Raw genomic sequence first — 15,514 nt, forward strand, 5'->3', positions numbered from 1 at the left:
ATAAATAGCTAAATGAACACTCCCCCTTTGGTTCTAAGCACCCAAACTTAGCACCAAAGGGGGAGATAAAAATTAGAACCAGCCTAAAGCCTTACCTAACACAACCAGCGAAATTGCCGCCATAACACCGGCAAGAATATCGTCAATCATAATACCGAAGCCGCCATCTACATGCTTATCTAGATAACTAATAGGCCACGGCTTGATCATATCGAAGGCACGAAATAATACAAAGCCAGCCACAACCCACTTCCAGTCATTCGTTGCCAATCCTAGCAAGGGCACGATACTCATCGTGATCCAAAAGCCGGCGAACTCATCCCATACAATTGAGCCATGGTCGTGAACCCCCATATCCTGAGCCGTAATATCGCAGATCTTAATCCCAACAATGCAGCTAATCACTACCGCCAATAGGTATGCAGGTAAAGGTAACTGAACCAGTATCAAATAAAATGGGATAGAAGCTAGCGTACCCATAGTGCCGGGGATGATCGGTGATAAACCGCTACCAAAACCGGTTGCTAACAGATGCCAAGGGTTACTTAGTGCGATTTTATCGAGAGGATTACTCATTGATTAAGATTCTCTAAAATGATCAAAGCCTTGACTAGTATAATCTAGTCGCTCACCGCCGCGATGTAAGTGCAGCTCTTGCGAGCTGTTAACGCGACCTATAGCTTTGATTTCGTTGGATAATGACTGTACAGACTCTAGCAGATCCGGGGCAACTGTAAAGCACAGTTCATACTCTTCACCGCTGCATAGAGCATACTGCCAAGGCGCTGCATATTCACTCTCAGCACACGATGAGAATGCGCTTAACTCATTAGAAACAGGGAGTGCCATAACATCTATGCTAGCTCCGACCCCAGAGCGCTTCATGATGTGCCTAATATCCGATACTAGACCATCAGAAATATCGATACAACTGGATGCGATGCCCCTTAGCTGTTGCGCCAATGCAACCCTTGAGATGGAAACAAAGTGGCGACGCTCAAGCTCCGGGGCATGAGGCAGGTGACGCTTACTTGTATCAAGGATAACCTCAAGACCGGCATGGCTATCACCAAGGTTGCCGGTTACGCAGATAATATCTCCGTCTTTTGCTCCACTGCGCAATAGAGCGCTACCTCGCGGCACTATACCTTGTATGGTCAAACTAACCGCAAGAGGGCCTTTAGTTGTATCCCCACCGATAAGCTGTAAATTGTGTTGATTAGCCAAGGAGAAAAAGCTATCACAAAAGGCTTTAAGCCAAGCAAGATCTTGATGCGGTAGGGTTATAGCCATTGAGACCCATGCAGGTTTTGCCCCCATAGCGGCAAGATCACTTAAGTTTGAAGCTAAAGCTTTGTGCGCAACCCAAGCAGGAGGGGCGTCAGCCAAAAAGTGGGTCCCCACAACAACTGTGTCTGTACTAATCACTATTTGCTGATCTGGATTACAGCTTACGATGGCGCAATCATCTCCTTGTGCCAATATGACATCATCTCGATGTGATTGCTGACCACAAAAGTAGTTGTCTATAAGATCAAACTCGCTGGCCACCTTTCCCCCTAACTCTACATGTAAAAAAGGTCAGCATAAGCTGACCTTCCAATTAAATATCAAGTTGTATTACTTCTTCTTACGAAGATGCGGCGCTGCTTTATCTAATACGCCGTTCACAAACTTGTAGCTATCTTCAGCTGCAAATACTTTCGCAAGCTCGATGGCTTCATTAATAACGACTTTATGCGGTACATCTTGACGACGAGTCATTTCATATACAGCTAAGCGTAGCAGAGCCAACTCCATCATATCCAAATCTTGCATTGGACGAGAAAGGAATGGACGAAGCTTACTATCAAGCTCTTGATGAGTCAGTGCTACACCTGTCAACAAGTCACGGAAATAGGCAACGTCTGTCTCTTGTTCATTAAGCGCTGGCTCTTCTGCATGATGCTCTTCTTCATCATACTTGCCACCAGACAAAAACTGTTCTTCTACAGTAGCGATATTTTCTTTAGTAATTTGCCAAGAGTAGATCGCTTGTAGAGCAAATTGACGTGCATTACGACGTGCGGCTGGTTTCACACTGGCCCCCATTAGGAATCGATTTCAGAAAGAACGTTGATCATCTCTAGCGCGCTTAGTGCAGCCTCTGCACCCTTGTTACCCGCCTTGGTACCAGCACGCTCAATAGCTTGATCAATAGTGTCTACGGTCAAAACGCCAAAGGCTACTGGAAGACTGTGTTCCAAAGAAACCTGCGCTAGACCTTTATTACACTCACTACAAACATAGTCGAAGTGTGGTGTTCCACCACGAATAACAGTACCTAAAGATACAATAGCATCATATTTATTGGTACGCGCAACACGTTGTGCCACTAGTGGTAGCTCTACAGCTCCTGGGCAACGTACTACAGTAATATTTTCTTCAGTTACCTGTCCATGGCGTTTCAAAGTGTCGATAGCACCAGACAATAGGCTTTCATTAATAAAGCTATTAAAACGCGAAATTACAATTGCAATTTTTGCGTTTGGCGCAGGGAATCCACCTTCGATTACTTTCATAAAATTACCTTCAACTATCTCGTAAGCGAGAATCGCGGGATTCTAGCACAAATCTGTGATCAGAATCTAATATCATTTACCGAATTCTCAAGTTAACATGATTAAGAGCTCATATAGCTCTTGTGTATTTATTCGCAAACGTACTCAACAACATCAAGACCAAAGCCTGACAATGAGTGGTAACGCTTATCACTTGATGACATCAGGCGCATCTTACTCACCCCCATATCTGCTAAGATCTGTGAACCGACACCGACACGACGTGAGGTGCCTTGCTTCTTAGCCATGGTTGGCGCTTCGCCTTTGTCTTGTAATTCAAACGCATTCAGCTTATGGATCAACTGCTCCGAGCCTTCTTCGTTGCCCAAAACAACTAATACGCCACCTTCATCGTTAATGCGTTGCATCGCCTTATCTAGCGACCAGCTGCGGTCTGCGTCGCGGTTAGAGCGAAGCAAATCAGTAAAGGTGTCTTGCAGGTGAACGCGCACTAAGCACGCCTCTTCCGATACCTCACCTTTACGCAACGCATAGTGCAATTGTTTATCTATCGTATCGCGATAGGTCACCATATCAAACTCACCAAATTCAGTAGGGAGTTTGCACTCAGCCACGCGCTCAATTGTGGTTTCAGTATTGTTTCTATATTCAATAAGATCCGCAATAGTACCCAGCTTCACCCCATGCTTTTTAGCAAATAACTCAAGGTCAGGGCGGCGAGCCATAGTGCCATCGTCGTTAAGGATTTCGACAATAACTGATGCTGGTTCTAGCCCAGCAAGGCGCGCCAAATCACAACCGGCCTCAGTATGCCCAGCGCGAGTTAACACCCCGCCATCTTGCGCAGCTAATGGGAAGATGTGTCCCGGTTGAACCAGATCAGCCGCTCTTGCATCCTTAGCTACTGCCGCCTGAACGGTTACCGCTCTATCCGCAGCAGAAATGCCGGTGGTCACCCCTTCAGCAGCCTCAATTGAGACAGTAAACGCGGTAGTAAATTGAGCATTGTTATCTTGTACCATAGGCGGCAAACCTAAGCGTTCACAACGCTCGCCTGTCATGGTTAAGCAGATTAGGCCGCGGCCATAGGTTGCCATAAAGTTAATTGATTCAGGAGTAATATGCTCTGCCGCCATAATGAGATCGCCCTCATTTTCACGGTCTTCATCATCCATCAGGATAACCATTTTACCTAGGCGGATATCTTCAATAATTTCTTGTGGTGAGCTAATTGACATGTCAGGTTCCTAGCAATAACAGCCTTGCTTAAGCAAAGCCGTTCTGTTGTAAAAATTCCATAGTAATAGACGAGCCCTGTGAATCTTGCTCTTCTACCCCAAGTAGGCGCTCCATATAGCGAGCTAATACATCAACCTCTAGGTTGACTTGACGCCCAACCTCAAATTCATCAATGATAGTTTGCTGCGTTGTATGGGGCACTATTGTTAATTTAAAGCCTTGTTTTCTTAGATCATTTACCGTTAGGCTAATGCCATCAACTGTTATTGATCCTTTTTGTGCGACGTATCGCTCAATATCTTGTGGCATCTCAACCCAGTACTCGACCGCTCGACCAACGGGAATGCGCTCAACGATAGTACCTACACCATCAACGTGACCTGAGACGATATGACCACCAAAGCGTGTCGTCGGTAGCATTGCTTTTTCGAGATTGACTCTGTCGCCAACCTGATAGTTTCGAAACCCTGTCTTATTGAGGGTTTCAACAGATAAATCTGCGCTAAACGAACTTGAGTCAAAGGCGACAACGGTTAAACAAATACCGTTGGTCGCAATGGAGTCCCCTAACTTAACATCAGACATATCTAAGGTGCCGCTATGGACAGTGATAGAGATATCCTCTCCGTTAGAGACAATATTGGCAATACTGCCAACCGCTTCAACGATACCGGTAAACATAAATTATCCTAACTAAAATAGCGTTACGACAGATGCGCAACAATCTTTATATCTTCGCCAATTGGCGTTACTTCAGCAATCTTGAGGTCAACAGCTTCACTCATTTCTTGTAATCCAAATAGATTCACTAATCCACGAGCATCCGCCCCCATCAGTTTCGGTGCCAAATATAAAACCAATTCATCAACGAGTTTTTGTTCTATCATAGACGCGGCTAAGGTTGCCCCAGCCTCAACCCATAAGTGATTGATATTGTGCTCTTTTGCTAGATTTGCAAGTAGCTGTGGTAAATCTATTTCCTGCTCACCAACGCCAACCATCGTATCTTCAGCAATTATCATCAACTCTCCACCCTTACCAGTGAATAGCTTGAGGCTCTCCTCTAGCTGTCCTCTACGGTCTAAAATAACCCGTAATGGCTGACGTATATCTTTAGTTGGATATTTGGACATCACTGAGGCAGGTAATTCGTCAGCGCGAACATTGAGTGAAGCGTCATCGTCAATTACCGTGCGAGAGGTAGAAAGTATCGCTCCGGCTTGGGCTCTATAACGCTGCACATCAGCCCGAGCAGCAGGACCTGTGATCCATTTGCTTTTGCCGTTGGCTAGTGCTGTTTTTCCATCTAAGCTTGCCGCAAGCTTAAGTTGTACATACGGCATATTGCTGCGCATTTTTTTAAGGAAAGGTTTATTAATTCTTTCTGCATCTTGCTCAAGCAACCCCACCTCGACCTCAATACCTGCATCACGCAATAAATTAAAACCGCGTCCACCAACCTGAGGGTTTGGGTCTTGCATAGCACATACCACCCGTGCCACCTTTGCTTCAACTAAGGCTTGGGCACATGGCGGCGTTCTTCCATAATGCGAGCAGGGCTCAAGGGTGACATAAACGGTCGCACCTTGCGCCAAAGCCTGAGCTTGATTTAATGCGTGCACCTCTGCATGAGGACCACCAGCTTTAATATGAAACCCTTCACCAACGACTTGATCTTCCTGAACGATGACACAGCCTACATTAGGATTTGGGTGCGTAGTAAATTTACCTTTTTCTGCTAAGGTTATTGCACGCGCCATCATTTGGTGATCAAACACGGAAAACGGCATCGGTTAATCCTCAAGCTTGGCGATTTCTTCACCAAACTCACGGATATCCTCAAAACTACGATAAACCGAGGCAAAACGGATATAAGCAACTTTATCAAGATCTTTGAGCTGCTCCATAACCAAGTTTCCTATCATATCACTAGGCACTTCTCGCTCACCCGTAGCTCGAATACTAGATTTGATTACACTAATAGACAGCTCAATAGCATCTGCACTTACAGGACGCTTCTCTAATGCTCTAAGTAAGCCATTTGCCATCTTATCTTCATTGAACGGTTCGCGATTACCATTAGATTTTATCACCTTCGGCATGACTAATTCCGCCGTTTCAAAGGTCGTAAAACGCTCATTACATGCAAGGCATTGACGCCTGCGGCGAACTTGATGACCGTCAGCGACAAGTCGAGAATCAATAACTTTAGTTTCGTTTTCAGAACAAAATGGGCAATGCATACCTGCTCCCTAAATAAATCGAATACACATGAGCATTTCTTACCAACCTCAATATGTTAGGTTTATTGCTGTTAAACCTGCATATTTCCCGCTGATATTCGGTATCTCTTCAAAATACCCACTCAAGGGAGAAATTAACTAAGACCTTTAGTGGTTAAACTTTCATCTAACCTTAAGTCAATAGATCATAAATTGTAACGGATTTATGGGCACTATTCGACAATTCAAAAGCACACTATCGCATATTAAAAAGGGCTCTGTGATAGAGCCCTCGGATTATTTCAGTTTTAAGCGTTTTAAATTACATACGTGACAGGTAGTCGCCTTTGCCTACCCACTTATAACTGGTCAACTCTTCAAGCCCCATTGGGCCGCGAGCATGTAACTTCTGCGTCGATACCGCAACCTCAGCCCCAAGACCAAACTGAGCGCCATCGGTAAAGCGAGTTGAAGCATTCACATATACCGCCGCCGAACCTGCGGCATTGATAAACTTCTCAGCATTGCGCAGATCGTTGGTTAGAATCGAATCTGAGTGACTGGCATTGTGCTTACGCATATGCGTAATCGCTTCATCAACATCATCAACAACTTTAACTCCTAAGATATACGCTAACCATTCAGTATCAAAATCTCCGGCTACCGCCTCGCGTACTTTGGGTGCTTGATTAACAAAATCGGTTGCACTTTGGTCTGCCACAAACTCAACCCTATCGGTGAGTCTTGCAATCAGTTTATCTAGAAATGACTGGGCAATCGCCCTATGAACCAACAGCGAGTCCAATGCGTTGCACGCTGAAGGGCGCTGCATTTTGGCATTCTCAATCAACAATACGGATTTTTCTAGGTCAGCACTCTCGTCAACAAATATGTGTGAAATACCAAAGCCACCGATGATCACAGGGATGGTACTGTTCTCTTTACACATTTTGTGCAATCCCGCACCTCCGCGAGGAATAATCATATCCACATAGTCATCTAATTTAAGTAATTTAGACACCAATTCGCGATCCGGTTTGTCAATGTATTGCACCGCAGCACCTGGTAGCCCAGCTAAAGAGAGTGCGGTTTGAATAACCTCAACCAACGCCATGTTTGAATGGAATGTTTCTCGACCACCACGCAAGATGCTGGCATTACCCGTTTTTAGGCATAACGAAGCAATGTCGATAGTGACATTAGGACGCGCCTCATAGATCACACCGACGACGCCTAGTGGCACTCGGCGGCGAGATAGAGATAAGCCATTGTCTAAGATTCGACTATCAAGCTCGCTACCTACAGGGTCATCAAGGTTAATTACATTGCGCACATCATCTGCAATCGCCTTTAAGCGCTCTGTATTGAGCATTAAGCGATCTAACAATGCCTCTCCCATGCCTGATTCACGCGCTGCATTAATATCTAACGCATTGGCCTTTAAGATAATATCAGCTTGCTTCTCTAGCTCATCGGCCATCAGCGCTAGAGCTTTATTTTTGGTTGCTGTATCTGTGGTTGCAAGAGTAAATGAGGCTTGTTTTGCCTGCTGCCCTAGTTTTATTAAATCCACTTTTATCTCCGTTTAAATAACCACGAGATCATCGCGATGAATAACCTCTGAACCGTAATCATGGCCCAGCACTTGCCCTATTTCATTGCTGTGCATACCCTGAATTTGTTGCATATCAGCACTCGAGTAATGAATCAACCCTTTGGCGATAGTATCGCCATCACTATTCACCACTCGAACGACATCACCGCGCTCAAATTGGCCTTTAACCCCAACAACGCCTTTGGCTAGTAAACTACTGCCCTTCATTTGTAGTGCATCAATTGCCCCTTGATCTACGGTGATCGCCCCCGTCGCCGCAGGGCCTGCTAAGATCCAGCGCTTTCTATTTTCTAGTGCTTCTGGAAGTGGCAAGAAACGTGTGCCTGCCGGAGTGTCTGAGGTGCATGTTTGAATAACATCAGCTGCACTACCTGCCGCAATCACCACTTCGATACCAGCTCGACGTGCAATATCCGCTGCCTGTAATTTAGTCGCCATACCGCCTGTACCTAAGGCTGTGCCACTTCCGCCAGCTATTTTTCGCAAGGTTTTATCGATAGTTGTAACCTCACGAATCAGCTCCGCATCTGGGTTTGAGCGAGGATCGGCAGTAAACAACCCAGGCTGATCGGTTAGCAAAATAAGTTTATCGGCACTACATAAAATACCCACCAAGGCAGAAAGATTATCGTTATCTCCTACCTTAATCTCGGTGGTTGCTACTGCGTCATTTTCATTCACTACCGGGACAATACCGTAGCTAACCAATGCATTGATGGTATCGCGAGCATTTAAAAAACGCTCTCTATTTTCGAGATCAGCACGAGTCAAAAGCATCTGACCAATCTTGATGCCGTAGATAGAAAACAGCGATTCCCATACTTGAATCAAACGTGATTGGCCAACCGCTGCCAGTAACTGTTTGGTTGCCATTGATGTGGGGAGTTCGGGGTGACCTAAATGCTCACGTCCTGCCGCGATTGCACCTGATGAGACTAAAACAAGGCGATGACCTTGTTGAATTAATTGCGCACATTGGCGAACCAATTCTACCATGTGAGCTCTATTTAGCTCCTGTGAGCCCCCCGTTAGCACACTCGTGCCAAGCTTAACCACCACTGTTTTCGATTGCATGGGTCCGTATTGTTCTAATTCGAATAGATATCTGTTTTAACAAGCCGAGCACCGTTTCTCAAGCAAAAAAACAAAAAGGCGCACAATGGCGCCTTAAAGTAGTAGTATTCGAGCTTTAAGCGATAACTTCTGAGTCTTGATGTAGTTCGACACTCAGACCGAACTGCTCTTGCAACAATGCTTCTACCTTTGAATAAAAAGCTTGTTGCGTGCGAATCACTTCTTTTTCTGCGCTTTCTGGTAGAGCCTCTTCATCCCACTCCCCTTCAGCGTTATATTTGCCATGATGGAAACGGGCAATAAAGGTCTTTTCTTGCTTTTCAAGCTTCATCCACCAGCCCCAAAATTCTCGACACTCAGGGGATTTTTTATCATCAACACAGACCGATAAACAATCGAACAGGAAAAAATTTGGCTCGCACTCGCCTTCACGTAAATAAGGGCCAATCGCTTTAAGTTTTGCAATTAAACGATGATAGGTAGGCTTCTTTTCAGACATAAATAAAACTCCATTTACTATTTATGTTTAATTAAAAATTCAGAAAATCACATGCATATTCAGTAGCATGCATAAGCCATACTCTATCAATTTAACAAATTTGTCACGATTTTAATTCGGTGATCATCCACTCTATAGCCAGATCTAATGATTTTTCGTACCCTTGGCTTAGGTTCTCACAAGGTATTTGTACCGCTTTCCCATACTGGCTAGATAAGGCAATCAATCGATTATCACTATGCGGTGCAATCGGATCTCCCTCTAATGACACCGCCAAAATCGGCACCTTAGTTTTTCTAGAGCCAAGCAAGCCCTGCATTTTTAAGGACCATGCCGACATCTGTAATGCTAGGCTTTGAATATCAACCGCAGTTTTACCAAGGCGTGACCCTAATACATCGAGGTACATCTTCGGCATCCCTTTAATTTTCTCAGAGCTCGATAATGCATCGTGCACTGGTGCACCAAGTGCAACACAGGCTTTGATTCTCTTTTGCTCTAAGAAACTCAAACGAATCAGGGCATTACCACCAAACCTAAAACCAAGTAATCCCACATTCCAATGATCGATATAAGGCACTTCAGGTAGATGGTCCAAAACGGCTTTATGTAGCACACTGGCATCTTCGGTCAATGACCACTGGCTATTTTTTCCCATCGACGGCATATCTATGGTCAACATAGCAAACTCATTTGGCGCTAAGTAATCCAAAAATAGCTTCCACATATCTGTTTGTAAGCTGTCTAACCCGCCACATACGATAACCACCGGTAGCGGCCTATCTGTGTGTGGTAGATGCAAGTTAGCCTCAATACTCTTACCTTGATACGGGATTTTAAGTTGCTTAAAGGTGTACTGACTTTTTTTGGAGGCTTCTTCATACGCTTTGTTGGCCAGTACCTGAGCCTGAGATGCGAGGTTATCTCCTCGAATATGCGGATAAGCGGCGATACTAAAATAAAGACTGGCTTTATATAGCGCAAGAGATGCCTCTTCCCCCTGTAATTGTGACGCTCGCTTCTGATGCTGCATCCCTACATGAGTCCACTCGTAGGCCCAGTTTCCTTTGCGAAAACCCAGAACCGTATCAAGCACATCGTCATTGGTACGCGAGTTAGGTGAAGAGGCAATTCGCGCTAATATCTGCTCTTGCTCAATCGCATCCACCCCTTGCCAGATCCACTGCAAGCGACGAAGGTTGCGATACCACTTATGTTCAGGTCGCAGCTCTAATATGCTTTCGCTGCTCGGCATATATTGCACCAAACTAGAGGTCTCTTTAGCTTGGTGATGTTTAGCAAATAATGTTTCTGAAAGGTTCTTATTTTTTTGATCATCCATAACAAACGTTACGTTGCACCGTGGTCCTCTAAGCATAAACAAAAAATGCCTCTAAATAGAGGCATTTATTTATTTAATTCGCGTTGGCGCTACTTACGCTTACGGTTAACCGGTTCAACGTAAGTAAGTTGCATATCCCAAGGCTGTTCGATCCAAGTTTCTTGAGCGATATCTACAACGTAGTCATCTAGTAAGTCAGATCCTGACGGCTTAGCACATACCGCAATCAATTTAGCTTTAGGGTACATTTCACGTAGTTTACGTGCAGTGTCACCACTATCCACTAAGTCTTCAACAATCAGGAATCCTTCCCCGTCACCCTCTGGTGCTTTAACAACGGTCATATCTCTTTGATGATCGTGGTCATAGCTAGAGATACAGATAGTATCTACATAGCGAATCCCTAGTTCACGAGCAAGAATTGCAGCGGGTACTAAACCACCACGACTCACACCCCAGATACCTTTCCATTGTTCAGCAGGCATTTGACGAGCAGCTAACTCACGGCAGTTTTTCTGCATTTCGTCCCAGGTGATAACGTATTTTTTTGGCATAACTTGCGACCTATTTTTAAACTGACTGGATCAACCAGCCACAACAAATTTTAGGATAAAGACAGCAGACATTATCCATACACTCAATGAAACCTCACGTCCTTTACCACTTAGCAGTTTAATTGCTGCATAAGAGATAAAGCCCAATGAGATACCCTCAGCGATAGAGAAGGTTAGAGGCATCAATAAGCAAGTTACTACTACAGGCGCTGCCTCAGTAATATCTCCCCAATTAATGTTCACCAAACCAGAAAGCATAAGGATTGCTACATAGAATAGCGCACCTGCTGTCGCATATGCCGGAATCATACCCGCTAATGGAGAAAACAGCAAAGCCAGTACGAACAAAACACCAACCGTTACTGCGGTTAAACCTGTACGACCACCCGCTGCAACGCCTGCTGTTGATTCAACATAAGAGGTTGTATTTGAAGTACCTAGCAAAGCACCAATAGAGGTTGCAGTTGAGTCAGCTAGCAGTGCTTTATTTAGGCGTGGTAATTTTCCATCTTCTTTAATTAGGTTAGCTTTGCTTGCAACACCGACTAGAGTTCCAGCGGTATCAAACAAGTCAACAAACAGGAATGCAAACACGATAGAAATCATGCCAACTTCAAAAAGACCAGAGAAATCAAGCTGTAGGAATGTAGGGGCAATACTCGGCGGCATAGCCATAATGCCGTGATACTGCACATCACCAAAGATAATACCTAGGATAGTGACCACTAAAATAGCAATCATCACCGCGCCACGAATACCGCGCTGTACTAAAGCAATGGTAATGAAAAAGCCTAGAGCTGCCAACACCGCGTGCAGTGACGTTACATCCCCTAGAGAAACAAACGTAGCCGGATTTGCAACAACGATGCCTGCATTTTTTAAACCAATAAAGGCTAAGAAAAGGCCAATACCGGCTGAAATACCAGTACGTAAGGACATTGGAATTGAATTGATGATCCACTCACGAATGCGAAGTAGGCTCAACAGGATAAATAATACACCTGAAACAAATACAGCGGCTAACGCTACCTGCCACGTATGACCCATGCCCAAAACTACTGCATAGGTAAAGAAGGCATTTAAGCCCATACCTGGAGCCTGTGCAATCGGGTAGTTAGCGTAGAAACCCATGACGAAACAGCCTATTGCAGCCGCCAGACATGTCGCGACAAATACCGCACCGTGATCCATTCCAGCGTCAGCCAGCATTGCTGGATTCACAAAGATGATATAAGCCATTGTCAGGAAGGTGGTCATTCCGGCAATGATTTCAGTGCGCACATTGGTACCGTGCTCACTCAGTTTAAATAGCCTCTCCAGCATCATTAAATTCCTAAAAAAGTATAAAAGTAAACGTTTGCGTATATGAATTGAGCAGAATTATAAAGAGAACAATAACGAAATACCATACTGTAGCGTCCATTTATCAGCATATTCATCTAGACTACTACCATATAACCTCTCACAATCTATATTTAAGCCATTGTTTTAAATTAATATAAATCAAAAAAGGCGTTATTAATCTAATGTGTTTTTTTTATACTTTGTTATAAAGTTACAATCGGAAAAGCGCTCTTTTATTTATCTATAGTTATTAATTCAAGCACTTTAAATCAAATCCCTATCTAAACCCGTTCATTACTGACTCAGCACTAGTTATATACCTTGAAATCCCTGAATTTTAGGCAAAAAAAAGCCGCTCCATACAGGTGCGGCCACAAAATAAGTAATAAATTTCCAAACATAAGAGGGGGTGAACCTAGGTTCAATCACATGCTTTATGATTCGATAAACGAAACCATCAATTTGAATGATAACTAATAGCTCAACAAATGGGCCATATAATCATGATTCAAACCTTTAACATAAGTTATTCACAACAACTTATGCATAAAATAAGCATTAATACAAAAAACGTTATGTACTATTAGGGGGAGTGCATACGTCTTTTGTATTTGATGGTAAGATAATACCTTTACTGTAATTTAATTACAAGTATTTTTATTGATCATTGCTTTCTACGGCATGATTATCACCTGGGTTGGTAATTTATTTTCAATGTCGAAATAAATAACCGAACCAAAAAACGTTCAATAAACAACCAACCCCAACTAAAAACCGTGAACTTAGTGCCTGAGAGCAGCCACAAATATGGCGAATCATCGCCCAAAAACGTCATAGTTAATAGATTCACCCACTAATGGAATCTCAATCACTGTGAAATGCTACTTAGCGGTGCTATTCTGCCTGCAACTTGATTTAGGCACAGTTCTAACAAGGCATTAATATCTTTTCCTGCGAGCATGAAGGAGTATCGCATGTCTCAATTTTTGACTGAAATTACTCGCCAAACTAATAATCCAATTTGGCCTTTATTCGACAAAATTTGCTCTATCCCACATCCCTCTAAACACGAACAAGCATTAGCTGATTACATTACAAACTGGGCGCAATCACAAAACCTAGCTGTAAAGGTTGATGAAGTTGGTAACCTGATCATTAAAAAGCCTGCCACACCAGGTATGGAAGATCGTAAAGGAGTAGTTCTACAGGCTCACGTAGATATGGTTCCTCAAAAAAATGAAGATACCGAGCATGACTTTACTACCGACCCAATTAAACCTTATATCGATGGTGAATGGGTAACCGCAACCGGGACGACTCTTGGTGCTGACAATGGCATTGGTATGGCATCATGTTTGGCAGTACTTGCCTCAACTGACATTGAGCACGGCCCATTAGAAGTGCTACTAACCATAGATGAAGAAGCCGGTATGACTGGTGCTTTCGGTCTCAAGCAAGGGCTTCTTGATGGCGACATCCTACTCAACACCGACTCAGAGCAAGAAGGTGAAGTGTATATGGGATGTGCCGGTGGTATCGATGCCGGCTTTAATTTCAGCATTGAGCGCGAAATAGCAGCCAGTGAAAATACCACTAAAAAGCTTATTATTAAGGGCTTGAAAGGCGGTCACTCCGGTTGTGATATTCACACCGGTCGTGGCAATGCCAATAAACTGCTGGCGCGCTTTTTAGCCGGACACGCACAACAGCTTGATATCCAATTAATTGAAATCCGTGGTGGTAGCTTGCGTAACGCTATCCCTCGTGAAGCCTTTGCTAGCGTGTCATTGCCCCAAGAAAATGTAGCTAAGCTTGAGCTCCTATTTACTCAATACACGGATATACTAAAAGCCGAGCTCGGTAGTGTTGAAACCGACCTTGTTAGCTTTATCGAAGATAGCCAAGACGATAGCCAAGTATTTAGCAAGGCGTCACAACAAAGATTGATCGCTGCTTTAAATGCTTGTCCAAATGGTGTCATTCGTATGAGTGATGACATCCAAGGCGTTGTAGAGACCTCGCTAAACCTTGGTGTGATTACAACCGAACAAAACAGTGTGCGTGCATTATGCTTGATTCGCTCTCTAATTGATTCTGGTCGTTCACAAGTAGAGAGCATGCTAAGTTCTGTTGCCACACTTGCTGGTGCCAAGATTAGCTTCTCTGGTGCGTATCCAGGCTGGAAGCCGGATGCAGACTCAGAAATAATGGGGGTATTCCGTGATATGTACCAAGGCATCTATGGTCACAAACCAAATATCATGGTAATTCATGCCGGTCTTGAGTGTGGCCTATTTAAAGAACCTTATCCAAACATGGATATGGTGTCATTTGGCCCAACGATTAAATTCCCCCACTCACCTGATGAGAAGGTAAAGATCGATACCGTTGATCTATTCTGGGAACAAATGGTTGCGCTATTAAAGCACATCCCTAAAAAAGCGTAACAGCCCTTAAGATCAAAAATGCCGAGCATGAATGCTCGGCATTTTTATACAATAAACAATTTAAACTTGAGTGTTTTTCATCGCTTCTAGTTGAGTAATAGTCGTTTGAGACATCAACTCACCGTTGTAGTAATAAGAAACATTTTCACCATCACGAATACCAGTGACAATCGCTTTCTCACCCGTATTATAAGTAATATTCATCTGGATTGTATTTTGGTCAATCGCCTCAAAAGAGCTCTTTTGTACCTCACGCATGCTAATCGGTTCAACCGGTGCATCGTGCAATGATGGATCGATAGATTCGTTAATATTCATCATTGTTTTGGTTTTAGTATCAAAGATATGCGGCTTACCATTGAGGGGGTTTTTACCAGTCCAGAACTCAAGGGAGTTGAAGATCAGGGTATCTGCTGCCACAGAAAGTGCATAAACAGGCGCTAGAAGCATGTTCACACCACCACGAGCATAGCGGTTATCAACTACCTCAAGGTTGAACTTCATTACATAACCGGTTACCGCATTACTACCAATACAGCCCGATAAAGAAGCTGCTACTACTGCCATGCCTACAGCCTTCATGCAAAACTTTTTCATTAAATACGTCCCTTTTATAA

General features: G+C 43.9%; 16 protein-coding genes. 1 reads left to right on the forward strand and 15 read right to left on the reverse strand.

What is annotated here, in order from left to right:
• Nucleotides 1–72: 72 nt before the first annotated feature.
• From pgpA to OCU28_RS08635, 14 genes are all read right to left on the reverse strand, one after another.
• On the reverse strand, nt 73–576 hold the full coding sequence (gene pgpA, locus OCU28_RS08570; RefSeq protein WP_261815794.1) for a phosphatidylglycerophosphatase A: 504 nt from the start codon (nt 574–576) through the stop codon (nt 73–75).
• Between the two features lie 3 nt (nt 577–579).
• Nucleotides 580–1,551: a thiamine-phosphate kinase gene (gene thiL, locus OCU28_RS08575; protein WP_261815795.1), complete on the reverse strand. Its 972-nt coding sequence runs from the start codon at nt 1,549–1,551 to the stop codon at nt 580–582.
• 69 nt (nt 1,552–1,620) lie between these two features.
• A complete protein-coding gene (nusB, locus tag OCU28_RS08580) occupies nt 1,621–2,091 on the reverse strand; it encodes a transcription antitermination factor NusB (protein WP_261815796.1) in 471 nt (156 codons plus the stop codon).
• The gene (ribH, locus tag OCU28_RS08585; protein WP_261815797.1) at nt 2,091–2,561 is read right to left on the reverse strand and encodes a 6,7-dimethyl-8-ribityllumazine synthase; all 471 of its coding nucleotides are present in this window, start codon (nt 2,559–2,561) and stop codon (nt 2,091–2,093) included. The genes nusB and ribH overlap by 1 nt, the downstream gene beginning before the upstream one ends.
• A 128-nt stretch (nt 2,562–2,689) precedes the next feature.
• Nucleotides 2,690–3,799, reverse strand: a complete 1,110-nt coding sequence (gene ribBA, locus OCU28_RS08590; protein ID WP_261815798.1) for a bifunctional 3,4-dihydroxy-2-butanone-4-phosphate synthase/GTP cyclohydrolase II — start codon at nt 3,797–3,799, stop codon at nt 2,690–2,692.
• Nucleotides 3,800–3,827: 28 nt separating this feature from the next.
• Nucleotides 3,828–4,481, reverse strand: coding sequence for a riboflavin synthase (locus OCU28_RS08595; RefSeq protein ID WP_261815799.1), 654 nt, complete (start codon nt 4,479–4,481; stop codon nt 3,828–3,830).
• 23 nt (nt 4,482–4,504) lie between these two features.
• Nucleotides 4,505–5,590: a bifunctional diaminohydroxyphosphoribosylaminopyrimidine deaminase/5-amino-6-(5-phosphoribosylamino)uracil reductase RibD gene (gene ribD, locus OCU28_RS08600; RefSeq protein ID WP_261815800.1), complete on the reverse strand. Its 1,086-nt coding sequence runs from the start codon at nt 5,588–5,590 to the stop codon at nt 4,505–4,507.
• A gap of 3 nt (nt 5,591–5,593) precedes the next feature.
• Nucleotides 5,594–6,043, reverse strand: a complete 450-nt coding sequence (gene nrdR / locus OCU28_RS08605) for a transcriptional regulator NrdR (RefSeq protein WP_261815801.1) — start codon at nt 6,041–6,043, stop codon at nt 5,594–5,596.
• Nucleotides 6,044–6,344: 301 nt separating this feature from the next.
• Entirely contained in the window at nt 6,345–7,595 is a 1,251-nt protein-coding gene (locus tag OCU28_RS08610) for a glutamate-5-semialdehyde dehydrogenase (RefSeq protein WP_261815802.1), read from the reverse strand.
• A gap of 12 nt (nt 7,596–7,607) precedes the next feature.
• Complete coding sequence (proB, locus tag OCU28_RS08615) at nt 7,608–8,711, reverse strand: glutamate 5-kinase (protein ID WP_261815803.1); 1,104 nt, start codon at nt 8,709–8,711, stop codon at nt 7,608–7,610.
• 115 nt (nt 8,712–8,826) lie between these two features.
• Nucleotides 8,827–9,210, reverse strand: coding sequence for a sigma factor-binding protein Crl (crl, locus tag OCU28_RS08620; protein WP_261815804.1), 384 nt, complete (start codon nt 9,208–9,210; stop codon nt 8,827–8,829).
• 103 nt (nt 9,211–9,313) lie between these two features.
• Nucleotides 9,314–10,552 (reverse strand): esterase FrsA, encoded by a 1,239-nt coding sequence (frsA, locus tag OCU28_RS08625; protein WP_261815805.1) that lies wholly within the window; start codon nt 10,550–10,552, stop codon nt 9,314–9,316.
• 89 nt (nt 10,553–10,641) lie between these two features.
• Nucleotides 10,642–11,106, reverse strand: coding sequence for a xanthine phosphoribosyltransferase (gene gpt, locus OCU28_RS08630; RefSeq protein ID WP_261815806.1), 465 nt, complete (start codon nt 11,104–11,106; stop codon nt 10,642–10,644).
• 30 nt (nt 11,107–11,136) lie between these two features.
• Complete coding sequence (locus OCU28_RS08635) at nt 11,137–12,429, reverse strand: NCS2 family permease (protein WP_261817468.1); 1,293 nt, start codon at nt 12,427–12,429, stop codon at nt 11,137–11,139.
• A 995-nt stretch (nt 12,430–13,424) separates the two neighbouring features.
• Here OCU28_RS08635 and OCU28_RS08640 point away from each other — a divergent pair.
• On the forward strand, nt 13,425–14,897 hold the full coding sequence (locus tag OCU28_RS08640) for an aminoacyl-histidine dipeptidase (RefSeq protein WP_261815807.1): 1,473 nt from the start codon (nt 13,425–13,427) through the stop codon (nt 14,895–14,897).
• A gap of 60 nt (nt 14,898–14,957) precedes the next feature.
• On the opposite strand, the gene OCU28_RS08645 is transcribed toward OCU28_RS08640, so the two are convergent.
• Nucleotides 14,958–15,494: a DUF3332 domain-containing protein gene (locus OCU28_RS08645; protein WP_261815808.1), complete on the reverse strand. Its 537-nt coding sequence runs from the start codon at nt 15,492–15,494 to the stop codon at nt 14,958–14,960.
• Between the last annotated feature and the right edge of the window lie 20 nt (nt 15,495–15,514).

It is taken from the genome of Vibrio gallicus (assembly GCF_024346875.1).
In the GTDB taxonomy this organism is placed as follows: Bacteria; Pseudomonadota; Gammaproteobacteria; order Enterobacterales; family Vibrionaceae; genus Vibrio; species Vibrio gallicus.